This is a genomic window from Pedobacter sp. PF22-3, from assembly GCF_026239555.1.
Lineage (GTDB): Bacteria > Bacteroidota > Bacteroidia > Sphingobacteriales > Sphingobacteriaceae > Pedobacter.
Map to the genome: position 1 here is coordinate 164,697 of NZ_JAPIVP010000008.1, position 25,829 is coordinate 190,525.

Below are 25,829 nucleotides of genomic sequence, written 5' to 3' on the forward strand. Positions count from 1 at the left end.
AACGAGGATGCATGAGAATGGCGATTTTATCGCCAATAGCATCATAATACCGCATTACAAATGCGCATCTCGCTAATCCTCGTTACAAAAGAAGACTATTAAACTCCAATAGAAAGGTCGTCCTCGACTGAAGCACAGCGGAACGGAGAGATCTGCCAGATATAGATTTCTCGCCTACGATGGCACTCCGCTAGAAATAACGAACTGAGTGCAAAACAAAAAGCCGCAAACCCACAGATTAACATCCATGTTTTTGCGGCTTGGTTTTATAAACTGATCTTTTAAAAAATATACTTTGTACTTAAAAAGTTCGAATCATCTCCTTTAACAATTTCGTTTAATAACTTTTTATTATCATCTGTAAATTTGGTTGCTACCAAAGAACGGATAGAGAACGAACGCAATGCATCTACTACAGAAAGTGTCCCTTCAGCGCTGTCTTTACGGCCTGTAAAAGGAAACGCATCCGGTCCACGTTGGCATTGGCAATTGATGTTTACCCTACTTACCTGATTAACCAAAGGATCGATCAACGAAGAAATTACCGCAGCATTGTTACTGAAAATACTGACCTGCTGGCCATGTGGCGAATCAATTAAATATTCAATAGGCTCTTCTAGGTCATCAAATGGAACAACCGGAACAATCGGGCCAAACTGTTCTTCCCGGTAGAGTTTCATATTTCCGTTTACCGGATAAACAATGGCCGGATAAACAAAAGTTTCTAACGTTTGTCCACCATTTTTATTAATCACTTTAGCACCATGTGAAACGGCATCATCAATACATTCTTTTAAATACTCAGGTTTGTTCAGCTCTGGCAGTGGTGTAAGGTTTACCCCTTTTTCCCAAGGCATGCCAAATTTTAGTTTTTCTACTTCTGCAGACAAACGTTTTAAGAATTCCTGAGCTAAACTGCGGTGCACATAAACAATTTTAATGGCAGTACAACGCTGTCCGTTAAAAGAAAGTGAGCCCAGTACAGTTTCAGAAACCGCCAGGTCAAGATCAGCATCTTTCGTGATGATCGCCGCATTTTTTGCATCCAAACCTAAAATTGCCCTTAAACGGTTTACTTTAGGGTGCAGTTTTTTCAGTTCGTTGGCCACCTTACTTGAACCAATTAAGGTAAGCACATTTATTTTTCCCGATTTCATCAATCCCGGAACGATGGTATTACCACGACCATAAATGGTATTCACCACACCCTTAGGAAAACTCGAACGGAAAGCCTCCAGTAAGGGATAATGCAATAAGGTACCGTGCTTAGGTGGTTTGAATAAAAGCGTATTGCCCATAATCAAAGCTGGGATAAGCGTAGTAAAAGTCTCGTTTAACGGATAGTTAAATGGCCCCATACAAAGTACTACCCCTAACGGAGAACGTCTCACCTGGGCCACGATTCCCTGCTCTATTTCAAAACGGGATGACTGCCTATCGATATCTTTCAACGCATCAATGGTGGCATAGATATATTCAACCGTACGGTCAAATTCTTTAACCGAATCGGCATAAGATTTTCCAATCTCCCACATAATCAGTTTGGCAACAATTTCCTTTTGCTCAACCATTTTATGGGTAAAATTTTCTACACAGGCAATGCGGTCGGCAACACTCATGGTTGGCCACTGCCCCCGACCATTATCATAAGCGGCCACGGCTGCATCTAAAGCTTCTGTCGACTCCTTCTCTGTACAAACAGGGAAACTACCAATACGCTTGCGCGTTAAGCCTTCAGGGGTTCTTATGCATACCGGAGAATACACTTCATTAAATGGTCCATTCCACGGTTTCATTTCTCCATTAGATAGAAACTCCTTTTGATTGATTTCTTCCTTGAGCCTAAATTCATCTGGAATCTGGCTTTCTTCAACGAAAATACTTTCGAGGTTTAGCGTTGTACTCAATTTTATTTGTTGTTAAGGTTAAATTAATGTTAAATCTATAGTTTAAGTATAGATTAATGTTTTATAAAAAGCATCAAAGATTTAGGCACAATAATATTGCCTAAATCTTTGGGAGTTGAATTATTTAACTGTTATTACTTTATATTTTGGAACGAGTGTTTTCATTACCGTCCAGCCAATGAGGTAAGCCACCGCACAGAAAGAGAAAACGATAAAATAACCTGCTTCTTTACCCTGAAAGCCCATAAAAGTCATTTGTGTATCTCCGGCATAGGTAAACAGCACGCCAGAACCTTTGTTGATAAAAAATGACCCTACGCCTCCAGCCATACCACCAATCCCGGTTACAGTAGCAATAGCCTGACGAGGGAACATATCACTCACGGTGGTGAATATATTGGCCGACCAGGCCTGGTGCGCAGCACCCGCAATACCAATAATAATTACCGGCAACCAGTAGGTATAGTGGCCTAAAGGTTGTGCGAATAATGCTAACAGCGGGAAAAATGCAAAAATCAACATGGATTTCATCCTGCCATCGTAAGGGTTCATATTTTTCTTGCCGATAAAATAAGACGGCAACCAACCCCCAATAATCGATAACAAGGTGATTACATACAATATAAATAATGGGAAAGCACTTTCGGTACCGCTCATTTTATAAATATCTTTCAGGTACGCTGGCGACCAAAACAGGTAAAACCACCAAACCCCATCGGTCATAAATTTACCAAAAGCAAAAGCCCAGGTTTGTTTAAACTTAAGGCAATCCGCAAACGATAGTTTTTTTACGGACGATGCTGCGGTAACCGTTTCGCTAATTTGCTCGTGCGCCACAATATCTTGCTGGATGTAGGCTAATTCTTCTTTATTTACACGCAAGTGATTTTCTGGTTTACCATAAAGTAGAATCCAGAATAACATCCAGATAAAACCTAAAGCACCGATAATAATAAACGACATTTCCCAGCCATATGCATCAGCAATATACGGAATGGTAACAGGGGCTGCCAAAGCACCAACTGTTGCGCCTGCATTAAAAATACTGGTGGCAAATGCACGGTCTTTTTTAGGAAAATACTCGGCTGTAGCTTTAATGGCTGCCGGAAAATTTCCTGCCTCGCCAAGGGCCAGTACAAAACGGGCAAAAATAAACAGCGAAAGACTGGTGGACAGGATTAATGTCGTATTACCAACTGTAGACAGCGCATCTTTTGCACCGGCAAAACTCATCACCCAGGAACCGGTAATGATGCCTGAAGTAGCAATACCGCAAAAAGCGTGGATACAAGCACCTACCGACCAAATTCCAATTGCCCAAAGGAAACCTTTTTTAGTGTCCATCCAATCAACAAACCGCCCTGCAACCAACATCGATCCGGCATAAAAAAGAGAGAATAAAGCTGTAATGGTTCCATAGTCACTATCTGTCCAATGAAATTCGGGCACAAAATAGTCTTTCCATGTAAGTGAAAGTACCTGTCGATCTAAATAGTTAATGGTGGTTGCAACAAATAACAGTGCACATATGGTCCATCTGTAATTGCTGATTTTTGGTTGGCTCATTTCGGTTGTTTGTGGTTAGGGGATTGAGGTTATTTACTTTGCTTAATGAGTTCAAGCGCCAGCTGTGTATTGTCGTGAAGCTCATCGTAAAGCCCCTTGCTCATCACATCCTTACTAATTAATTTGCTGCCCATACCTACAGCGCAAACCCCAGCTTTAAACCAGGTTTTTAAATTTTCGGCATTAATTTCTACACCGCCTGTAGGCATAAATAACTGCCCGGCGAAAAGATCTTTAATTGATGAAATAAATTCAGGGCCTAAAATATTTGCCGGAAAAATTTTGATCAACATAGCTTTGTGTTCTTGTGCCACGCTGATTTCGGTTGGTGTCATACAACCTGGTACCCAAAGCATGTTAATTTTGTTTGCAATTTCTGCAACTGCCGGATTTACGATCGGTGCCACGATAAAATCTGTTCCAGCTTCGATAAAAGCATTTGCATCTGCAGGAGTTTTAATGGTTCCAATACCCAGATAAAGATCTGGCATTTCTGCATCACGGATTTCTTTTAACTTTTTAAAGTTAGACAATGCCGATTTACCACGATTGGTATATTCGAAAACACGAACACCTGCTTTATACAAAGTGCGTAATATTTCTACACTACCCGATTCGCTATCCTGATAAAAAAGCGGTAACATGCCTTGCTCTAAGATGGCATCTAAAATTTTGTGCTTATTGCTAATCATCGTATTATTCTTTTTTCTATATCGGCTACAGTACTGGTTGTAGCATCACTTGGAATGTATAATTTATCGTATGCGGCAGCGGTGGCAAAATTTAACATTTCTTTTGCAGGCAGTTGGTTGTAAAAGCCATAAATCAGGCCTGCCATAAAACAATCTCCGCTGCCCACCTTATCCAAAATTTCTTCAGAAACATATTCTTCAGAAACCGTTAATTCATTGTCTGTATAAATGGCAGTATAATACCGTATGCCCTTTCCATGGTCGAACCTGAAAGTATTGGCAACCGCTTTACACGCCGGAAACAAACTTAATATTTCTTTAGAAGTATCAGCTGCCTGTTGCAGTAACGTTTCCTTTGCATAACCCTCTGTTGGTATTAAATCTTCATGAAGTGCGGTGCCCAACATTTTATTGGCTGCCCAAACATTACCCATAATCAGTGTACAATATTGAGCCAGTTCTGGCAAAATATCAATCGGTTCCTTTCCATATTTCCACAGCTTTGCACGATAGTTTAAATCAAGTGATATGGTAATATTTTTTGCACTTGCCGCTTTTAATGCTTCCAAACAAACGTCGGCAATATTTTGATTAATGGCCGGGCATATGGCACTGAAATGGAACCAGGCTACATCTTCAAAAACATCGTCCCAGTTAATCTGTCCAACTTTTAAATCGGCATACGCCGAATTGGCCCGGTCGTAAATTACCCCTGCATTTTTAAGGTCTTTCCCTTTAGGCAAATAGTACAAACCTAAACGTTCACCGTGGTAAACCATAGGTGTAGTATCGATATTGCGGACATTAAGGTAGTCAATAATTTCGCGGGTAACAGAATTATCTGGCACAGCCGAAAGGTAGGCCGAAGGTACATTCCACAAGGCTAAGGCCGTGGCTACATTAAGCTCGGCCCCACCTACATAAAATGGAAGTTTATTTTCATTTAACCATACACCATCCATATCCGGACAGATGCGCAAAAGTATTTCACCAAAGCTTAAAACTTTTTTTCCTTTTTCAGCTGAATCGAAGATTTGGGTTTTCATTTTAGTTCTGATTGGCGTATTTCATACTGTTTTCTGTATCCGAATGAAAATGAAAGGAAAACGATTGAAATGATTTGATTCCAATAAAATACCTTCCAAAAGCCTGATTTTAGTTAAAATTTAAAGTAGTTTTTTGCGTTAAAATACGAAATATCCTGAACAATTTTGCCCACCCATTCCAAATCGTTAGGCAATTCACCGTGCTCAATATCTTCCCCAAACAGGTTACAAACAATCCGCCTGAAATACTCGTGACGTGGGAAAGAAAGGAAACTGCGCGAATCGGTAAGCATACCCACCATGCGGCTTAAAAGACCCATGTTCGACAGCGCGTTTAACTGTTTGATCATCCCATCTTTTTGATCTAAAAACCACCAGGCCGAACCAAACTGTACTTTACCTGCAACGGAGCCGTCGTTAAAATTACCGATCATGGTGGCAATTAATTCATTATCGGCTGGATTAAGATTATAAATAATGGTTTTGGCCAGTTTATCCTGATTATCCAAGCGGTTTAAGAATTTAGAAAGCATACGTGCCTGGCTAAAATCGCCGATTGAATCCCAGCCGGTATCAGGTCCTAGCTGTCTTAACATACGGGCATTGTTATTACGCAAAGCACCAAGGTGGTATTGTTGTACCCAACCCTTTTCATGATCCCATTCTGCAAAATAAACCAGCATAGCCGATTTAAATTTCAGGTTTTCTTCATACGAAATATTTTGCTTACTGCGGATTTTATCAAAGATTGCTGCGATTTCAGCATCGGTATAATCTTCAGCATAAATCTGCTCTAAACCATGGTCAGAAACTGAACAGCCATTTGCCGCAAAGTAATCATGACGGCTTTTTAAAGCATCAATGTAATCCTGAAAACTGCTAATGCTTTTATTGGCAACACTTTCCAGTTTGTCGATATATTCATTTAAACCTTCAATATCATCACTATTCATGGCCTTATCGGGGCGGAAGGCAGGCAACATTTTTAGGTTCGCGCCTTCTCTGGCCAGTTGTTGATGAAAGTTCAGGCTATCTAAAGGATCGTCTGTAGTACAAACAGCCTCTACATTCATTTTTGCCAATAAACCACGAACTGAATATTCTGGAGTTTGTAGTTTAGCTGAACATTCGTCGAAAATTTTCTGTGCCGTTTTGCCTGATAACAGTTCTTCTATTCCGAAATAGCGCTGAAGCTCTAAATGTGTCCAATGATATAGTGGATTGCGTAAGGTATAGGGAACGGTTTCGGCCCATTTTTCAAATTTTTCAAAATCAGATCCTATTCCAGTGATGTATTTTTCATCCACACCATTGGCTCGCATTGCCCTCCACTTGTAATGATCGCCGGCAAGCCAAACCTGGCTGATATTGGCAAATTGCGTATTATTGGCAATCTGCTCAGGAATAAGGTGATTATGGTAATCGATAATTGGCAATGATTTTGCAAAATTGTGATACAGCTTTTCGGCAGCTTTACTTTGCAAAAGAAAATTTTCGTCTAAAAAAGATTTCATGCTATGTAATTTGAGATAAGAGATTTGAGATGATCAAAACACTTATCTATTCATATTTTATTTATGCTCGGCCTATATCCTCACAGACCGGAACTCAATTTGTATTTTATCGGTTTGTGGTCAGTGAGGACATAGACCACGGCAATTAAGTACTCATCTATTCATTTTTTATTTAGCCCCGGTTTGTGTCTCCACAGACCGGAACTTAATTTGTATTTATCTATCTGTGGTCAGTAGGCACACAGACCACGGCTATTGCAAGCTAAAGGCGATTGCAAGGTTAGCCGCATAAACCTCCGACCTCGGTCTTCCAACTTCGGACTAATGACTCTGGACTACAAACTAACGCCCCGTTTCCATGGGATAAAATCATCCTGATTAAGCAATACAGCTTTAGGAATTACTTCACCACTGGCCGCTTTAATACAATATTCCAGGATATCTTCGCCCATTTGTTCGATGGTTTTTTCCCCTTCTATCACCGGACCACAGTTGATATCGATGATATCGCTCATGCGTTTGGTTAGTGCATTATTGGTAGATACTTTAATGGTAGGGCAAACCGGATTTCCAGTAGGCGTTCCCAAACCGGTAGTGAACAAAATTAAAGTTGCACCTGATGCAGCCTTACCCGTAGTGGCCTCCACATCATTTCCTGGCGTACAAACCAAGTTTAAGCCTGGTTTTTTTGCTGGTTCGGTATAATCCAAAACATCTTCTACCGGCGATGTTCCACCTTTTTTGGCTGCTCCAGTACTTTTAATCGCATCGGTAATTAATCCATCTTTAATATTACCCGGTGATGGGTTCATGAAAAATCCAGAACCTACATTTTCTGCCGATTGATTGTAGGCTGTCATCAACTGGATGAACTTACGTGCGGCTGTTTCATCTTTGGTCCGGTCAATCAATTGTTGTTCTGCGCCACAAAGTTCAGGAAACTCAGCAAGGAGCACAGTACCGCCCAGGGCCACCAATAAATCGGAAGTATAACCTACAGCAGGGTTGGCACTGATTCCGCTAAAACCATCGCTACCACCACATTTCACCCCCAAAACCAATTTACTTAATGGTGCCGGCTGACGCTCGACTTTATTGATTTCAGTTAAACCGATAAAAGTTTTACGGATGGCTTCTTTTACCAGTTGCTCTTCGCTCTGCGATTGTTGCTGCTCAAAAACAAATAAAGGTTTATCGAAATTAGGGTTACGTTGTTTCAGGTCTTCCATAAAATCGTGCACCTGCAAATTCTGGCAGCCTAAGCTCAATACAGTTACACCAGCAACATTAGGATGATCGGCATAGGCAGCTAATAACTTGCTTAACACGGCAGCATCCTGACGGGTACCACCACAACCGCCCTGGTGATTTAAAAATTTAATGCCATCAACGTTTTTAAACACACGGCCAGCAGATGGATTAGCCAAACCGATGGAATCCGGATCAGCCTCACCTAAAATTTCACCGTTTTTATAAGCCTCAACCAGTTGGTGGGCGTATGATTTATATTTATCCGTTACTGCATAACCCAACTCGTTGTGTAAAGCCTCACGGATTACATCCAAGTTTCGGTTTTCGCAGAAAACGGTCGGTATAAACAGCCAATAATTTGCAGTACCCACGCGGCCATCGCTACGGATGTAACCATTAAAAGTTCTGCCTTCAAACTTAGCCACATCTGGTGCCTGCCACTCGTAATGGTAAGGACGGAATTCAAAAGGATCAGATGCATGTTTGGTATTTTCGGTGTCCATTAAGCCGCCTTTAAGGATAAAGTGCTGTGCTTTGCCTACCAATACGCCATACATCATAATGTGATCGCCCGGATTCATATCCTGCATAAAAAATTTATGCTTGGCCGGGATGTCATCCTGTAAAATATATTCCTGTCCATCGTAGATAACTGTTTCGCCTTTTGCCAGGTTTTGCAGCGCAACCAATACATTATCGTTAGGATGGATTTTTAAAATTCGAGTAACCATTTTAATTTGTTATTTCTGAATGCAAGTTACTTAAAGTTTCTTTTGCACCCTTGTTCTGTAATAAATCAAGGTAAGATTTTACGGCCGCGTTAAAGCCAGGGTAATCGTTCAGATTTTTGTCCCAAAGGCGTATGTCGCCTAGGGTATGATGTACAACAGTTTCAGGATCTTTCCAATATTCGTATAACACTTCCGCAAATTCATCCTGTATAGGGTAGGTTTTTCCATTTGCACTGGCAGTATAGGTTTCTCCATCTTTATTCACATTCATGAAAAGAATATAAGCGGCTACACCCATAGCAGTAAGTTGAGGCACTTCATTATTTAAAGCATAATATCTTCTGATCAGCGGCATATTACGCATTTGCATTTTTGAAGTGAAATTTAACGTAATGGCTTGCCATTGGTGTTCTAAAGATGGGTTGCTAAAGCGGTCGATAACGCTCTCTGCAAAGGCAATCGCTTCATTGTAGGTAATATCTTCATTCACCACAGCAGGGGCAATTTCATCTTTCATTAATTTTAATACATTGGCCGAGAAATCTTTATTCGCCATAGCTTCTTTTACCGTATTAAAGCCTGCTAAAATGGCCAAACCGCAGCTTATCGTATGTGTACCATTAAGCAGCCGGAGTTTTAGTTCTTTAAATTTATCAATGGAAGGAACAATGAAAATGCCTTTATCTGCTTTTGCGAAAGACAATACGTCCTTCACTTTTTCGCTTGATGATTCGATTGCCCAAAGCCTGAAAGGCTCGGCCATGATCATCAGTTCATCTTCGTAACCCAGTTCGCGTTCAATAGCTTTATGTGCTGCTTCAGGAAGTTTGCCTGGCACAATCCGATCAACTAAGGTTTTACAAAAATGATTGGCTGTTCTTAACCAGTTTTCGAAATCCCAGCCTAATTTATTCTGGATAGCCAGATCAAGCAAAATTTCTTTCAGTTTATCAGCATTATCACTGATGAGTTCTGTAGGAACGATCACCATTCCGCTTTCTTCTGATCCATTAAAGGCCGTATAGCGTTCGTGCAAAAAGGCCAGTAATTTGCCAGGGTAAGATTGTGGCGGGTTATCAGTGATCTTATCTTCGCTTTTTACAATACCTACTTCTGTGGTATTCGAAATTACGACTTGAAGTGCTGGCTGGTGTGCAGCTTTTAAAATTTCTGTCCAATCTTGCGAAGCCGATAAAACACGGCTTATCGAAGCGTTGATGGTGTTTTCTTCCACACTAACACTATCTTCAATGCCTTTTACACAAAGCGTGTATAAATTATCCTGCTTTGAAAATGCATCAGCACCGCCTTTTGACGTAGATTTAACAACAAGAACACGGCCGTTAAACATTCCTTTCTGGTTGGCCTTATCAATAAAATAATCGGGTAAGCCACGCAGTAAAACACCTGTACCAAACTGGATTACCTTCTCTGGTAAGGTTAAGATTTCGGCTGTAGGTTTTGTAACCTTTTCGCCATTAATGTTTTTTAAATTTTCTTTGTTTAAAATCATATTCTTGCGATTTCCGTCATTACCAGTAACAAAGTAGTATCATTCAGAATAAGATTACTTCGTGACGCACCATGACGATTTCTATTTTTTATTTCCCATTCGCGGTTAACCACTTCGGGTATTCTTTTTCAATTAATTTTTGCCCCCAGTTGCCATACCAGGCATATCCATTGCGCCTTTCAGGGCTTAATTCTTCTAATTTTGTTTTAATCGTATTGTCCCGATCGCCAAAAATCGGTGTATTTTTATCAAGGTCGTAAAAGCGCGCCCAGGCAATTGCAGTAGGGTCTGCAACCAAAGCCGAAGTTTTAACATTGGTTTCAGGGTTTTTCAATCTATCAAAACGGTAGCCTACAATTTTATAGGTATCGAACCATTTTACTGCTGCTGTAATTGCATTTTTTTCTGCAGCAGAAGGAGTTTTGATCCGCATTAAAAAGCGGATAATTCCGACTGACTCGCTCGTACTCAATGAGGCTGGTTCAAACGCCCTGGCCTTTGCGGGCAACATCGAATCTTTATTATACTGTGCGGCCCAAATACTTAAAACACCCTTTTGTTTTACCTGTGTATTTAAAATACAATCGATGCCCTTCGCAACTGCTTTTTCTGCCTTTTTGATGTAGGCTGGATTTACAACATCAAAATCGTTCGTTTGCGTGGCAATATCCTGTAAGATGTTCAGCACGTTGATCATGGCATCATCGTTATAAGTAATTTCTGAACGGTACGAAGATTGATCAGGATAATATTGTGGCCAGCCACCATTGGCATATTGTGCCGATAAAATATAGTCAAGGCCTTTTTCTGCAGCAGCCAAATAAGCTTTGTTCTTTGTTTTTTTATACACCTTTACCAGGTAAACCACTTCTCTACTGGTCGCTTTATTATCGAAAGTAGCATGTAAATCTTTAGTTGCCTTTATTTTGGCCAACAATTCAGGCGTTAAAACTGCGTCATAGTTAACCACGCTCTTATCCTCCAGCTGCTTTGGCCAGCCACCATTTCCCAATTGATAAACAAGCATTTTATCTGCCGTAGAATCGGTAGGCTGCTGGGCATAACACGATAGTAATAAAGTGCTGCAGATTAGGGTGAACAATATTTTTATTTTCATCATTTTGTTTGTTCCATGGTCCAGACCACTAATTTTCTTTTTGTTTCCTGTGCCATAGTTATTGTTTGCCACGGAGACACGGATTAACACGGAGTATTTTTCATCCAATATGTCACGTTGAGCTTGTCGAAATGCTGTTTGCAGTAATTTAACAAGTAATTCGACAGACTCAGGATGACAATCCTATTTAGTTATCTGTGTCCATCCTTTTCATCTGTGGTTAAATCCTACTTCTTCCCGGGCACCTGTCTAATCAACCAGTTTACCAAGTCATTTGTGGCTTTAAAATTTTCAAACTCAGCAGGTAATTTTCTACCATCGATATACTCATTATAAAACCATGGATCACCCACGGCGAAAACTGTTCCTTTACCATATTTTGCGGTGGCAATAATCACATCTCCTTTATCGGTTAAGGCAGAAACAGCCGGACTTTTAGCCACAATGGTCGATATTTCTTTGATATATACTTTTCTGGCTGTTTTAAAAACAGTATTTCCATCCGGAATTTTTATTGCCCCCTGTTCAAAATTCGTACCCTGAACTTTATTACGGCTATCTTCATTAAAATGGATTCCGAAGGTTTCAGGCAGCACATTAAATTTTGAGATTTCGCAATTGCCCACATCATTTAAAAGCAGCACCAAAACGCCACCAGCTTTTACCCATTCACTGATCTGTTTAGCATGTGCAGCATCCATAAAATTTGGGTTTGCCGTTTCTTTTTCAGTATCCGGATCTACAATAATGTAAATGTTACTGCCTTTTAAGTTAACAGTTGTTGGTGCAGCTTTAAGCGTATTGGTTTTTACGCCAGCATCGTTAAATACTTTTCCGAATAAAGAGAATCCATTGTTATCATCTTCTTCCCAAAGATAATGAAAAGGGATTTTATCTCCGGTAGGACCAACCATATATTCATTGTTAAAGAAATTATCAACGGTAACGGTTAAACCTTTACCTGGTTTTGGCAACTGATCTATTTCCATTTCAGAAGCAGCACAGATAAATGCGCCTACACCTTTTGGATCATTGGTGATTACCTTTTCACTGATGTAATAATCGAAGCTACCATCACGATATTTAGGCTTTCCCCCCAAACCAGATACGGAAACAGTTTTAGTAAGGTTTACCCTTTCATCGCCTGCTTTTTCTATAAATTCTTTCTTTAAACCGGCATAGCCCTTATTTGCAGCGCTCATAAAAGATGGGGCTAACCAGCCTTTATGCACTCCTTTGGCCAAGCCGTACACAAACATGCTAGAAGCCGAACTCTCCAGGTAATTTCCTTTACGGGTTGGCATATCCAAAATATCAAACCAAACTCCCGATTTAGGATCCTGGTATTTTACCGCTGCAGTTGCCGTACGGTTTAAAATGGCGATTAGCTCTTTTCGTTGCGGATGATTGGCCGGAAAATTATCCAGCACATCTACCAAAGCCATCATATACCAGCCCATTGCCCTGGCCCAAAAATTTGGTGAAAGTCCAGTTTTTTTATCGGCCCACTGCTCTGTTCTACTTTCATCGTAACCGTGATAAAGTAACCCTGTTTTAGCATTGCGGGCATTTTTCTCCATTAGGATAAATTGCTTTGCAATGTCGTCGAAAGCGGCATCCTTTTTCATCAGCTTGGCATACTCCGTATAAAATGGTTCGCCCATATACAAACCATCCAGCCACATCTGGTTTGGATAAATTTTCTTATGCCAAAAACCACCTTCTTTGGTACGCGGCTGTTTCTGCAGTTGATCATATAATTTATTTGCTGCCAACAGGTATTTCTGCTGACCGGTAACTTTATACAATAATAATAATGAGCGACCATTTTTAATGTTATCAATATTAAAATCATCTGGTTTATACGTCGCAATATTACCTTCTTTATCCAGGTAAGCATCCATCGAACTCTGGATGTACTTAAAATATTTACCGTTGCCGGTATTGAGCCAAACCATTGCGGCCCCTTCCAAAACAACCCCCATATCATAGGTCCATTTGGGGCCCTTAGCACCTTTTAACAGCATGGTATCCTGAAACAGTTTTTCCATCGCAGTTAAGGTTAACTGTTCAGATAATTTCTTTTGGGCAAATCCACTTTGTGTTAAAATAGAAAAACCAATAAGTGCAATTACTGTATATAAGATTGATTTCTTCATGACGCTCTTATTTTGAAATTTCCAGTGCTTTTTTATCTACTTCAGTCCCTAAAACGAAAGCTGTTTTGGCTTTGGAAACAGCTGTTCCGCTAATTTTTACAGCTTTTGTTTTTTCGCCTGAAACATCAAACAGCAACTTGCTGTCATCAGGGTATTGTAAGTTGCTGATATTAATTTTCGATCCATTCTGGATCATCACCACCGGATTGGTATTTTCTGCAATGATATTGATGTTTTTTAAAAAAATCCCGGCGGCCTCAATAATTTCAATACCTTTTTTTGCTTTGATGGTTACGTTTTCCAGGTGGATATCTTTAATGTTCATTTCTGGTAAGCCCCTAAAAAATATCGCCTTTTCGGCACCATTTGCCACTACATCTTTAATAAAAAAGTTTCTGAACTGTGGAGTAGCTTCGGTAACAGGAACGGTAACTGTTTTAATGGCCTCTCGTTTTTCGCCAGCCAAAGGAACCGGATCAACTGCGGCATAATACATATCGAACAAAATGGCCTCACCAGGAATATCGATCATGTTGATGTTGTTGATATAAATATTTTCTACCACGCCGCCACGACCGCGGGTGGTTTTAAAACGCAGACCAATATCGGTACCGATAAAAGAACAGTTGTACACCCAGATGTTTTTTGCACCACCGCTCATTTCGCTGCCGATTACAAAACCACCATGTGCATGATAAACGATATTATTTCTGACGATTACATTTTCAGTTGGTACACCACGTTTACGGCCAGCTTCATCGCGACCAGATTTAATGCAGATCCCATCATCACCCACATCAAAAGTGCTGCCTTCAATCAATACGTTTTTACAAGATTCTACATCAACACCATCGCCATTCTGTGCAAACCAAGGGTTTTTTACCTGTAAGTTTCTCAAGGTTAAATCTTCACAAAGCAAAGGATGTAAATTCCACGCTGGCGAATTTTGAAAGGTAACACCCTCTAAAAGTATTTTTTTACAGCCCGTTAAAACCAATAAATTAGGACGGAGAAAATCTTTGATATCATCATAGTCTGCTGCAGTTTTGCCCGCTTCAATTACACCAGCATTTTTGGTATTCGAACCTTTAAAGGTTTTTTCAGATGGATACCACACTTTTCCGTCAGCTTTAACAATGCCTCCGGATGCCACGAGTTTTTTCCACTGTGTTTCGGTGAGTTTATCTTTTTTAACCATCCGCCATGCACCTCCATTCCCATCGATGATCCCGGTTCCGGTAATGGCAATATTTTCGAGGTTTACACCTGAAATTGGACTCTGGTTCCGCCATGCAGGCTGACCTTCCCAATTTCCCTTTACGAGTTTGTATTGATTAAAATCAGCCGTAAACTGAAGGATGGCATCGCGTTTAAGGTGCAGATTTACATTGCTTTTTAATTCGACAGGACCGGTTAACCATAAACCAGAAGGGATTAATACCACACCTCCACCTTTTTGACTAACGCTGGCAATGGTTTTATTAATGCTTTCTGTATTTAAGGTAATGCCATCACCCTTTGCGCCAAAATTTACAATGCTCGTTGTATCTTTTTTAAATTTAACCTGCTGAATAATGGGTAAACTTTGCTTTTGTTGTGCCATGGCAGAACCTGCTGCAGATAAAACTAAGCATGTGAGGGCTACTTTAATATGGCATAAACGACCAGAAATATGTTTCATTATTTGCGCTGTTAAATTATACTTGGTTATTGTAATAACAAGTGTACGTTGTTTGCAGCTAAAACAGAAGAGAAATCTATGCAATCGTTGCCGGAAAAACTGGCAAAAAGACCAGTACGAGCACGCAGTTAAACACAGTATATCAAGCATTTATACTTTTATTTTGCTTCCGGATTCCATCCATGGAAAACGTTTTCTAAAATATAGGTGTTATATTCTTCATCTGTTAGTTGGTGCGACCATTTTACCCTGCTTTTAGGATCGGCACCTTTTCCAGTGCTTTTATATTCAGCATAATAAGCCGTTTTCTCATTGCTTTCTTTACTCCAGTTGTTCCAGCCTTCGGGGCGGATCAACTCAGGCAGTTCACAATTGAGATAGGCCACTTTTGCATAAGGCCTCCAGGGACGGCCTAAATAAAAACTATTGGCTGGCGCATCTCCTTTGATTTTACATTTGTTTAGAATATAACCAAACTTTGTGGTATCAGCAGTTGATGCAGCCGTAATATAACCTGCTTTTTTGCAAAAAATGGTGCAACTTTCGAACCATGCTGTCGAAGCCCCGAAAATGAAATCAACCGTACCTTCGATATAGCAGTTTTTATAGTACTGGCGGTTGCTCCCCCCATAAGTATAAAGGGTATCTTGGAAGCCCAAAAATCTACAATTGGTAAAAATTAATTTATCGCCACCCGCCCAAACGGCTACTGCCTGTCCCACGGGGCCTGATGAATTTTCGAAAGTAATGTTTTCAGCAGAAAAGCCTTCGCCATAAATATAAAAGCTTGATGAACCTGAAGTACCTTTTTCTTCGCCAAAAATATTCTTTTTCTGGGCATAGTCATCATAGGTCAAAATGGTTTCGTTTAAACTTTCGCCGATAAATTTCACATTCCTTTTAGAGGCAGCCAATATTAATTTTTCTTTATAAATGCCCTTTTTAATAAAAATTACGGTTGTTTTATTCCTGAAATCAGGCACCGCATGGATAGCTTCCTGTACGGTTTTAAAATTTCCGCTTCCATCTGCAGCTACGATAAAATCGGGTTTAACATTAGCGGCATTTGCAATGAATGAAAATACGACCAGAAAGAACAGGATAATTGCTTTCATATCAATTTGGTTAGGCTAAAATTAAAATCGGCCGCGTAAGAATGTAAACTTCACTACGCAGCCGCATTTTAAAAATATATGATGCACAATTTTAAACATTAAAATTTACCAGAATGAATTTTTTCCGAAATTAAACATTGCAAACGATGTCGGGAACGATTGCATAGTATTAATTTATTTTATAGATCTCTCCACTCCGCGTTGCTCCGGTCAAGACGACCAAGTCTAGTATATACAATCTGTTTAATAGTAGCGGAGAGCGAAAACTCTAAACAAATAAAAACTATAATTCTTCAGAACTTTCTGGCAAATTTTCGTACTCACCTTTCCATGCATAAAAGCCGAATATCATCAAGCCCAAACTAATGGGGAGAAAAACAAACAGGATAATTGCCCACTGCAATATGGTATTGGTACGTTCGATATCTGTATGGGTCAAACCTACCTTATCTATCGCCTGGATAAACAAAAAAGTCATTGTTAATGGCCCCAAAACCATCCAAAACAAGCCTAAAAATTTCTTTAACGTATTCATCTTATTTAGTCGTTAATTTTTTCATCTCTTTTATTTGATAAATAAATTGTGCCAATAACCAAACTTAGCGCTGCGATCCCTATCGGATACCAAAGGCCAGATAGTGGTGTAGCGCCAGAAAAGCTTGCAATTAGTGTGGCGATAAAGGGCACAAGTCCTCCAAAAACACCATTGCCGATATGGTAGGGCAGCGACATAGAAGTATACCTGATTTTAGTGGGGAATAACTCGACCAGAAAAGCCGCAATTGGCCCATAAACCATGGTGACCAGCAAAATCTGGAAGAAGATTAAACCAACGAATTTCCAGAACACCGGTGTGGGTAAAACTTTATCTTTTATTATTTCTTTGCCTAAAAGGATTCCTTTTGTTGCAGAAACGGTATCTATTTGTACTTTGTTAAAGGAAGCTCCATTTCTAAGCCTCACTTGAGTAGAAACTGTTCGTAAGCTATCGGTTGAGTTCTCCATTAAAACAGCAGTAACCGGAGCAGGTGTAGCAGATAAAATATCAGCCTGTTCAATTTTTGTATAATCGGTATCATCCAAAAAGATTTGATAAATTGGGCGATAAAAGAGAATGCCCAAAAGCATACCGCTTAACATGATCCACTTACGGCCAACCTTATCGCTCCAGGCACCAAAAACAACAAAAAAAGGCGTAGCAAAAGCGATTCCCCAGAGCAAAATATACCGTGAATCGTTAAAATCAAGCTTACAGGTATTTTCCAAAAATGATTGTGCATAAAACTGTCCTGTATACCAGATTACGCCTTGCCCCATGGTAGCGCCAAACAGCGCCAGAAGCACCATTTTAAAATTCGCCTTGTTGTTAAAACTCTCTTTTATTGGGTTTTTAGAGATATTTCCTTCGGCCTTTAGTTTAGAAAACAGGGGCGACTCGTGCATTTTCATGCGGATGTAAATCGAAACCACAACCAATACAATCGATAATAAGAAAGGGATTCTCCAACCCCAATCACCAAATTTTTCTGCACCTAAAATATTTTTCGTGATCACAATAATCCCTAACGAAAGGAACAAACCCAATGTGGCAGTGGTCTGGATCCAGCTGGTAAAAAAACCGCGTTTGTTTTTTGGTGCATGCTCTGCTACATAGGTAGCGGCACCACCATATTCGCCACCCAAAGCCAAACCCTGAATTAACCTTAATATTAAAACCAAAATTGGAGCGGCATAACCAATGCTTTTATAAGATGGGATTAAACCGATAAAAAATGTTGATCCACCCATTAGCACCAAAGTGAGCAGAAAAGTATATTTTCTGCCAATTAAATCGCCAAGCCTGCCAAAAACCAGGGCGCCAAATGGACGAACAATAAAACCAGCAGCAAAAATAGCCAAAGTATTGATTAAGGCTGAGGCACCTGCATCTTCTGGAAATAACTGATGACCAATGATAACCGCAAGGCTGCCAAAAATGTAAAAATCATACCATTCAATCAATGTGCCCAGAGAAGATGCACCGATTACTTTAAAGATATTGTTCTTGGGTAAATTGTCGCTCATAAATGATTCAGGAATATTTGGTTTACCAAGATAAACATTTGCACCATAAACGGCAACCTGTAATGTTTGTCGTTTAATTTGTTACAAGACCAAACATTTTGGCTTTAGTTTTGTAACTTCATCGGTAACCAATTCACTTTCCATTATATTATATGCTGTTAATACAAAATATCAGATTAAGTAGAATTTTAAGAAACACATGGCAAGTTGATCTGATCATGATTGCCTCTTGCACTGTAGCTTACTTCGTACGCGAATATTTAATCTCACATCATTTCTCCGTTCCATCTATTATCCCAACACTTTTAGGTACAGCAATTGCTTTTTTTATTGGTTTTAACAATAACCAGGCATACGATAGATGGTGGGAGGCGAGAAAAGTATGGGGCGCTTTGGTTAATGATTCACGCTCTTTTGCAAGGGCTTTACTCAATTATGTTGATGAAGATGAAGAAAGCGTAAAACGAATGATTTACAGACATATTGGTTTTTTATATGCTTTAAAGGCCAATTTGAGAGGAACGGTAGATGAGATTTATATCAAATATTTAACCGAGGCCGATTTAAAAGAAATAGAAAAACATAACAATAAGCATAATGCCCTTTTAAATATCCAATCGAGGGATTTGCAGAAATTATCAAAATCAAATGCGATTGATGGTTTCCGTTTTATTGAAATCAACGAAATGCTTACCAGGTTTTCCGATTCAATGGGCATGAGTGAGCGCATTAAAAACACTATTTTCCCTACCACTTACTCCTACCTTACTAAAGTTTTTATCTGGCTATTTGTAGTCACATTTACCTTGGTAATCAGTGAGGATGCAGGTCCTGCATCCATATTTCTGGGCTGGTTGATCGGTTTTGTATTTGTATCTACACAGATTAACGGAATGAGCCTGGTTAACCCTTTCGAAAACAATTCGGCAGGTGTTCCGCTAAACCAAATTACCAGGACTATAGAGATCAATCTTTTGCAAATGTTAGAAGAAGAAGAAATCCCAGAGCCTGTTAAACCTATAAATGAAGAGTACGTTCTTTAAGTTTCAGGTTTTCTTAGTCAGTATTAACAGTTACCTTTTAAGCTGAGTTCGATAATTAATCTTTCGTATAAGCTTTTTAGACTACTTGATTAAATTTTGTCGTCACCCTGAATTTATTTCAGGGTCTTTCATGCTAAAAAGATGCTGACCACGAAGTAGCTATTAGACCTTTAAAACAATAAAAACTACTAATAAAATAAATTCAGCATGACGCACCTATTTAGCTAGGACAATTCTAAAACAGCATTTTCATTAAATAATTATCGAGTTCAGATTTTTAAGCTAAAGTGCCATCAGTTAATTTTCCAGCGCAGCCTTTAATTTCTCTTCAAAAAGTATCGATTTAGCTTTAAACTGTGGATCAGAAAAAGAAATATTGGCTGTGGCATAAATAATCTTTCCATCCTTTCCAACCAATACATTAGAAGGAAAACCGTGATTAATATTTAGCTTTCTAAGCTCGTCTTGAGTTAACGCTACAATTTCGTATTTGTAGCCGCTCCGCTTTTGAAATTGTTTGGCACTAGCAGGACTATCATGGGTAATGCCAATAAACCGAACCGCTTTTTTACCATATTTAACCACTAAATTATTTAATTCTGGCATTTCGGCTATACAAGGAGGGCATTTTTCGAACCAGAAGTTAATCACCACTACCTGGTTTTTTAAATCGATATTGGAGAACGGTTTTTTATTGATGGTTACCCACTTAAAAGCAGGTAAATCTTTACCCCTTAAATCTTCAAAAAAAGTTTCCTGCGTAGCCCATTTAATTGGGGCATCTTGGGCCAATGCTACAAAAGAAAAAACAGAGAATAGAAGGATAAGGTAAATTTTCATCAGCGCTAAATATAAAAAAAGTCCAGCCATCACGGCAGGACTTCAAGATTTGTTTGGTTTAGAAAATCTTATTTAAAAGTAATGGAGCCATATTCAGATTTGATGGATACGTTTGCAGCACCGCCGCCACCGATTTTGCCAGTATATTTTTTAGTTTCATCATCTTTATTAACCAAACTTGAAGTTACGTTTGAACCGTATTTGAAGCCAGCATACGAAGTAGAAACATTGAAATTACCATTATAACGATCAGCAAAGCCCAATCCAACGTTTGCATATTCGCCACCGAAGGTGAAGTTTTTACAAGCGGCAGTAATTTCGTTCACATTTAAGCGGTTATAATCCATTTTAATAGTGGCATCGCCATTCAATGTACCTAAAGTAACGTTCGAGTATTCTGCATTAACTGCAATTTTACCTGCTGATGCAATATTTAAATCACCATAAGCTTGTTTTACTACCGCATTGCCTTTAACCGTATTGATGTTTACTTTAGCATAGTCTGCATTCAAAAGTAAGTTGCCGCCTATGGTGCCAATAGTTAAGCCTTTACCATATTCCACTTTAATATCTGCAGATCTTCTGATGGTATTGATATTTACAGCTACATATTCAGCAACAAGCTCTAAAGTCCCCACAGTACCAATGGTTACAGGCCCATTGTATTCGTGCTTAATTACAGCAGCATTTAAATCCTGGATATCACATTTACCATACTGAACATTAATATAGTTGTTGGTATTACTTAAGTTACCGGCTACAAGATTGCCATATTCCACTTTTAATGATGTTGGTCCTGCAAAATTGCCCATTTCAACATTACCATATTGCTGTTGCGCTGTTAAGGGATTTACTGCGGGCATAAATACCGTATAATTCACCTTCACTTCTCTTCGCCAGGTAGTAACACCATTTTTTATTCCACGTCCATAACGCCCGTTTCTATCGCCCATGTTGGTTTTGAAAGAAACCACATCGCCATTTTTAGTGGCATCGATACTCACGCCATCAATTAATTTCTGTACATCGCTGTCTGAATTGCTGTAAGCTTTAATATCTACATCAACACGTACCTCATTTTTATCCCAGGTTTTAATTACGATAGATCCGAATTGGTTATTTAAACTCACCTTATCATTTCTATCCACATTAAAGGTTTTGCTAAATGATTTTGAACGTTCAGCATCGCCACCTGTCTGCTTATATGCAGCAGTGTTAACCATGGCAATCATTGATGACTTTTCTGTATTATCTACAATTACTTTATCCGATGGACTATTTACCACCACTTCTTGCGCATTGGTTTTTACGGCAACTAAAGCCAAAAAGGCTAAAAATATTCTTATTGTTTTCATGTTGTTAAATATTAAACACCTATGTACTTACAACCTGCCGGCTGGTTGTAAGCTTTCGATGTAGTGAGCGTTCCCCTCTTAGTATCAAGTCGCATAAATCGGGTATCAAGACTGATTCTGCTATTAATATAATTCCACTTTTACTGTTTTCAGCTTAAATCTGATTGACTCTTTTGTAATCGTCAACCTGGTTAATGATTAATAATTGTTGCTTTAATAATTGCAATTGTATTTCGCGGTTTTTTACCATAGCCTTTACCACAAAAGTTTGGTTGGGCGAGGTTGGCAATTCTGCTTTTAATTTTTCGTAATCTTCGTCAAGTTTTCTTAAATCAGCTGTAAATTTTTTATAAAGTTCTGGATTTGCTGAAGCAAAAATGGCCAGACTATCTCTTTTTTCGGTAATTAAGCCTGCAAAATGAACTTCCTTTTTGGCATATGAAGCACTAACGTCCGCAATTTCTAAATCTTTGTTTTGTAATTTTCCTACGTACAACCAGGCTAAACTGAAAATAACCACTATAGCCGCTGCTGCACTCATCCATAAATACAGTTTTACCGGTTTTTTTTTCTTTTTTTTATCTAAACCTTGTTCAATCTTTGCCCAAAGTTCGGCCGATGGCTCCATGATATCGAAAGCTTTACGGTTTCCTTTTACAAAGGTTTCTAATCTATTATTCATCTCTCATCCCTTTCGTTTCTAAAATAATTTTTAACTTCTTTTTAGCCCTCATGTACTGTGTACGGCTGGTATTTTCACTTATTTTTAAAATGTGTGCAATCTCCTCATGGTCGTAACCTTCTAAAAGGTACAAACTTAATACCACCCTGTAACCATCTGGCAGTTGGGTAATGGCCTGCCTTATTTCTTCGGCCTGCAACCGCATTTCACTATCGTCAAAGCTATCTTCATCAGGCACTTCCGATATTTCATCTGTACTTACAAACTCCATCTTGCGCTTACGCAGGTAATTGATGGATTTGTTGATCACGATCTGCTTTAACCAAAGTCCGAAGGTCGTTTCCTGCCTAAAATCAACAATTCTGGTAAATGCATCTAAAAATGCTTCCTGTAAAACATCTTCCGCCTCTTCCTCATAATTTAAAATGCGCAGTGCCACATTATACATAGCCTTTGCATACAGCTTGTACAATTCAAACTGTGCTGCGCGGCTGCCCTGCATGCATTTTTTAACGAGTTCCAGGTTTTTATCGATGTATACGGCTTCCAAAATTTCGAATATTCTGATTATAAGACATCAGGGATTTTAAAACGTTGCATCAAGGTAGAAAAAATTTTAAAATATCTTAATTTCAGGTTAACACAGAGAACATGTCGAAAACAAGGCGTTGTTAATAATCCCGCTATTACTTGAAATACTGTATTTTCATTTTCAAAAAACGGCAGTGATTTAGAGGTATTAGGAAATGTAGGGTTCTCCACTTTTGGCAATTTCAGTCCCGCTTTTTGGTACGAGTTCCGATGAAGCATCGGAAGCTCTTCCCGGCAATCGGGTTTAGATACAAAGTTTTGTGCGCTGAAAAACAAAACCTTTGCTAAATAAACCCGACAGGAGCGAACACGTAGTGCAACGAAGTAAAGCGAATGGCGGGGCTACAGCACCTATGAAATACTAACCTTTCATTTCCTAAAAAGAAAAACATTTTATTATTAATGGGAAATGTAGGGTTCTGCACTTTTGGCATTTTCAGTCCCGCTTTTTGGTACGAGTTCCGATGAAAGATCGGAAGCTCTTCCCGGCAATCGGGTTTAGATACAAAGTTTTGCGCGCTGAAAAACAAAACCTTTGCTAAATAAACCCGACAGGAGCGGGCATCCCGATTTTTTCATCGGGATAAAGCGAATGGCGGGGCTACAGCACCTATAAAACGCTGCCCTTTCATTTCCAAAACCTAAAAATAATTATACTCAATACAAAACAAGCAGTTTCACATTCTAACATTTGTGGAAAATCAGTTACGAGATCATCATAAATTTGAAAACCCTGATCCAAACCATTAACTTCATGCCATGGAAACCGACTTAATCATATCAGTAATAAATGAAGTACATAAAAAAGCTAATCTGGCTTTAGAAAGTAAAGATATAGCGGCGTATACGGCTATGTTTGATGACAATCTAAGTTTTACACCCTTCGAAAAACCAACTATAAACAAACGTGATTTTACCATCGATTTAAAGAAATATTTCAGCGGGTCCAAAACAATAGAGACCAGCCATTATAGGATTAAATTTTCCATTGAAGATGATACTTTTATCGAAAAAATTGCCCGAAAATCGGTTATTTTAAAACCTAAAATGTTCATTTTCTCTAAAAAACAGACCATACAGACCGAAGAAATTTATCATTGGAAAAATATTAAAGGAGAATGGAAGGTGATTGCCCTCGAAGTTGTGCTGGAAGAAAAATATTAAACCTTCATTATGAATATCTTCAGAAAAAATTATTACTCGAATTCAGGTCTCTAAATTTTATTCCTGAAGAAACAATAAAACAGTTGTTTCAGGTTTACCATCTTGCTTAAATTGAGGCTTTCTTTCATTTTTTGACTTACATCAAAGGTTAAGTTTTTTAATACCCGCAACTTTGGCGTATTAAAAAAATACAATATGAAAAAAGAACATTTCAAACACATCAACACACTTTTTGTGGTTATCCCAATGACATTAATTATGGCATTTGTGGGTTTAATGCGAAACTATGGTTTTGGCGAGGATTGGTTCCTCAAATTCTTAAAAGCCTGGAGCGTGATGCTACCTGTAGCTTATTGCGCAGCCTTTATCATTATTCCCAACGCACGGAAACTGGCAGAAAAGGTCACTTCTAAAACCTAAACATTGTTACATTTGGTTAAGAATAAGTTTAATGCGCGAACGGCTTTCTAGTTATATCAGAGAAAAAATTATCATCAGTGATGAGGAGGTGGAACAGGTATTGTCTCTTTTCAAAGTGATGCAGGTAAAGAAAAACAAAATCCTGATCAGTCCTGGTGAAACATGTCAGCGTCTTTACTTTATTTATAAAGGTTGCTTACGAATTTTCTTCCTAACGGCCGGTGGTACAGAAGCCACAAGGCATTTTGCTTTCGAAAATCAGTTTGCAACAGCCTTGGTCAGTTTTATTACTAACGAAACTTCAAAGGAATTTGTGCAGGCCATAGAAGACACGATTCTATATTACATTTCGCAAAAAGATTTTTATCACCTGCTTCAAATTATCCCCCAGTGGGAGAAACTTTACCGTCATTACCTGGAGTATGCCTACGTTACTAATACCAACAGACTGATGTCTTTTATTACGCTTGATGCCACAGCGCGTTACCGCCAGTTACTTGCACAAAATCCGAGCATAGTGATGCGCTTGCCGAACAAAATGGTTGCCTCTTATCTGAATATTTCTCAAGAAACGTTGAGCAGATTAAAATCAAAAGCATAGATTTAGGATGTAATTTTAAATTATTATCATTAAAACATGAACGCTCAACAACGTAAGAATCAAACGGAAATAATCCTAAAAGAAAATAACATCCCAATAAATCAATATTTACCTCTAATAGAGGAAGAAAATGAAGTGGTAATCAGACCTGCAGCAGATATTGCTAAACGTATATTGATTCTTGCTTACTTATATACAATAATTCATAATGAGAAAGATAAACAGGATATAATCGCTTATCTTAAAGCAGAAAGTTTATGGGGTGATGTCTCTCAAAGAGAGCAGGCTCTTTTTAATAAAGAGACATTAAGTGAGAAAGAAGCCATGAATCTTTCTTGGTGTGTTGAATGTATCAAGGTTTTGCTATGGTCAATAAACAAAATAGATGATCTGGGCCTACCCATTGATGAAGCTTCTGAAATATTCAATTTGATCCCCGGATATATGGAGCCAAGCGAAGAGTTTGTAAATGGAGCGGTGATCAGGGATACTACCGAAATCCTTAATGCCTCTGATTTAATTTATAGAATACATTGGGCAATAAGACAGGCCGGCATAGATGATACAGAAGTTCCAAACATCAATCCGGATGTGGTTCCAGAATGGCACCAGGCAATTAATTGGATCACGTTTTATGAGGATAACTGGGATGATATTACAACAGATACCTAATTGTTGAGATTTCCAATTATTTTTCTTCATGATCTTTGCGTCTTTGTGGTCAAAGCAATAATAAAATCATTAACACAAAATTTCCTTAAATCTTCTATCCAAAAC

The 25,829-nt window shown here is 38.9% G+C and carries 22 protein-coding genes; 5 read left to right on the top strand and 17 right to left on the bottom strand.

Annotated elements, in window-relative coordinates:
• Nucleotides 1–281: 281 nt before the first annotated feature.
• From OQX63_RS12365 to OQX63_RS12425, 13 genes are all read right to left on the bottom strand, one after another.
• On the bottom strand, nucleotides 282–1,907 hold the full coding sequence (locus OQX63_RS12365; RefSeq protein WP_265851179.1) for an NADP-dependent glyceraldehyde-3-phosphate dehydrogenase: 1,626 nt from the start codon (nucleotides 1,905–1,907) through the stop codon (nucleotides 282–284).
• Between the two features lie 120 nt (nucleotides 1,908–2,027).
• On the bottom strand, nucleotides 2,028–3,473 hold the full coding sequence (locus OQX63_RS12370) for an MFS transporter (protein ID WP_265851180.1): 1,446 nt from the start codon (nucleotides 3,471–3,473) through the stop codon (nucleotides 2,028–2,030).
• Between the two features lie 29 nt (nucleotides 3,474–3,502).
• A complete protein-coding gene (locus OQX63_RS12375) occupies nucleotides 3,503–4,165 on the bottom strand; it encodes a bifunctional 4-hydroxy-2-oxoglutarate aldolase/2-dehydro-3-deoxy-phosphogluconate aldolase (protein ID WP_265851181.1) in 663 nt (220 codons plus the stop codon).
• The gene (locus tag OQX63_RS12380; protein ID WP_265851182.1) at nucleotides 4,162–5,211 is read right to left on the bottom strand and encodes a sugar kinase; all 1,050 of its coding nucleotides are present in this window, start codon (nucleotides 5,209–5,211) and stop codon (nucleotides 4,162–4,164) included. The genes OQX63_RS12375 and OQX63_RS12380 overlap by 4 nt, the downstream gene beginning before the upstream one ends.
• 113 nt (nucleotides 5,212–5,324) lie before the next feature.
• On the bottom strand, nucleotides 5,325–6,725 hold the full coding sequence (uxaC, locus tag OQX63_RS12385; protein WP_265851183.1) for a glucuronate isomerase: 1,401 nt from the start codon (nucleotides 6,723–6,725) through the stop codon (nucleotides 5,325–5,327).
• Between the two features lie 335 nt (nucleotides 6,726–7,060).
• The gene (locus OQX63_RS12390) at nucleotides 7,061–8,707 is read right to left on the bottom strand and encodes a UxaA family hydrolase (RefSeq protein WP_265851184.1); all 1,647 of its coding nucleotides are present in this window, start codon (nucleotides 8,705–8,707) and stop codon (nucleotides 7,061–7,063) included.
• 1 nt (nucleotide 8,708) lies between these two features.
• Complete coding sequence (locus OQX63_RS12395; RefSeq protein ID WP_265851185.1) at nucleotides 8,709–10,220, bottom strand: tagaturonate reductase; 1,512 nt, start codon at nucleotides 10,218–10,220, stop codon at nucleotides 8,709–8,711.
• A gap of 88 nt (nucleotides 10,221–10,308) precedes the next feature.
• Complete coding sequence (pelA, locus tag OQX63_RS12400) at nucleotides 10,309–11,409, bottom strand: pectate lyase (protein ID WP_265851186.1); 1,101 nt, start codon at nucleotides 11,407–11,409, stop codon at nucleotides 10,309–10,311.
• Between the two features lie 155 nt (nucleotides 11,410–11,564).
• The gene (locus OQX63_RS12405; RefSeq protein ID WP_265851187.1) at nucleotides 11,565–13,496 is read right to left on the bottom strand and encodes a glycoside hydrolase family 88 protein; all 1,932 of its coding nucleotides are present in this window, start codon (nucleotides 13,494–13,496) and stop codon (nucleotides 11,565–11,567) included.
• 7 nt (nucleotides 13,497–13,503) lie between these two features.
• A complete protein-coding gene (locus OQX63_RS12410) occupies nucleotides 13,504–15,177 on the bottom strand; it encodes a glycoside hydrolase family 28 protein (RefSeq protein ID WP_265851188.1) in 1,674 nt (557 codons plus the stop codon).
• A gap of 158 nt (nucleotides 15,178–15,335) precedes the next feature.
• Nucleotides 15,336–16,292 (bottom strand): pectinesterase family protein, encoded by a 957-nt coding sequence (locus OQX63_RS12415; RefSeq protein WP_265851189.1) that lies wholly within the window; start codon nucleotides 16,290–16,292, stop codon nucleotides 15,336–15,338.
• Between the two features lie 283 nt (nucleotides 16,293–16,575).
• Nucleotides 16,576–16,827 carry a DUF6814 family protein gene (locus OQX63_RS12420; protein ID WP_265851190.1) on the bottom strand — a complete coding sequence of 84 codons (252 nt, stop codon included), beginning with the start codon at nucleotides 16,825–16,827 and terminating at the stop codon, nucleotides 16,576–16,578.
• A gap of 5 nt (nucleotides 16,828–16,832) precedes the next feature.
• The gene (locus OQX63_RS12425; RefSeq protein WP_265851191.1) at nucleotides 16,833–18,356 is read right to left on the bottom strand and encodes an MFS transporter; all 1,524 of its coding nucleotides are present in this window, start codon (nucleotides 18,354–18,356) and stop codon (nucleotides 16,833–16,835) included.
• A gap of 152 nt (nucleotides 18,357–18,508) precedes the next feature.
• On the opposite strand from OQX63_RS12425, the gene OQX63_RS12430 reads away from it, so the two are divergent.
• On the top strand, nucleotides 18,509–19,399 hold the full coding sequence (locus OQX63_RS12430) for a bestrophin family protein (protein WP_265851192.1): 891 nt from the start codon (nucleotides 18,509–18,511) through the stop codon (nucleotides 19,397–19,399).
• A 297-nt stretch (nucleotides 19,400–19,696) separates the two neighbouring features.
• Here OQX63_RS12430 and OQX63_RS12435 read toward each other — a convergent pair whose 3' ends face one another.
• From OQX63_RS12435 to OQX63_RS12450, 4 genes are all read right to left on the bottom strand, one after another.
• The gene (locus OQX63_RS12435) at nucleotides 19,697–20,239 is read right to left on the bottom strand and encodes a TlpA family protein disulfide reductase (protein WP_265851193.1); all 543 of its coding nucleotides are present in this window, start codon (nucleotides 20,237–20,239) and stop codon (nucleotides 19,697–19,699) included.
• 68 nt (nucleotides 20,240–20,307) lie between these two features.
• Nucleotides 20,308–21,594, bottom strand: coding sequence for a hypothetical protein (locus OQX63_RS12440; protein ID WP_265851194.1), 1,287 nt, complete (start codon nucleotides 21,592–21,594; stop codon nucleotides 20,308–20,310).
• Nucleotides 21,595–21,748: 154 nt separating this feature from the next.
• Entirely contained in the window at nucleotides 21,749–22,276 is a 528-nt protein-coding gene (locus OQX63_RS12445; RefSeq protein ID WP_265851195.1) for a hypothetical protein, read from the bottom strand.
• On the bottom strand, nucleotides 22,269–22,826 hold the full coding sequence (locus OQX63_RS12450; protein ID WP_265851196.1) for an RNA polymerase sigma factor: 558 nt from the start codon (nucleotides 22,824–22,826) through the stop codon (nucleotides 22,269–22,271). Before OQX63_RS12450 ends, OQX63_RS12445 begins: the two co-directional genes overlap by 8 nt.
• An 800-nt stretch (nucleotides 22,827–23,626) precedes the next feature.
• Here OQX63_RS12450 and OQX63_RS12455 point away from each other — a divergent pair.
• From OQX63_RS12455 to OQX63_RS12470, 4 genes are all read left to right on the top strand, one after another.
• Complete coding sequence (locus OQX63_RS12455; protein ID WP_265851197.1) at nucleotides 23,627–24,031, top strand: hypothetical protein; 405 nt, start codon at nucleotides 23,627–23,629, stop codon at nucleotides 24,029–24,031.
• A 195-nt stretch (nucleotides 24,032–24,226) separates the two neighbouring features.
• On the top strand, nucleotides 24,227–24,451 hold the full coding sequence (locus OQX63_RS12460) for a DUF2798 domain-containing protein (protein WP_265851198.1): 225 nt from the start codon (nucleotides 24,227–24,229) through the stop codon (nucleotides 24,449–24,451).
• A gap of 31 nt (nucleotides 24,452–24,482) precedes the next feature.
• Entirely contained in the window at nucleotides 24,483–25,052 is a 570-nt protein-coding gene (locus OQX63_RS12465) for a Crp/Fnr family transcriptional regulator (RefSeq protein WP_265851199.1), read from the top strand.
• A 36-nt stretch (nucleotides 25,053–25,088) separates the two neighbouring features.
• On the top strand, nucleotides 25,089–25,724 hold the full coding sequence (locus OQX63_RS12470) for a DUF4272 domain-containing protein (protein ID WP_265851200.1): 636 nt from the start codon (nucleotides 25,089–25,091) through the stop codon (nucleotides 25,722–25,724).
• Nucleotides 25,725–25,829 lie beyond the last annotated feature (105 nt).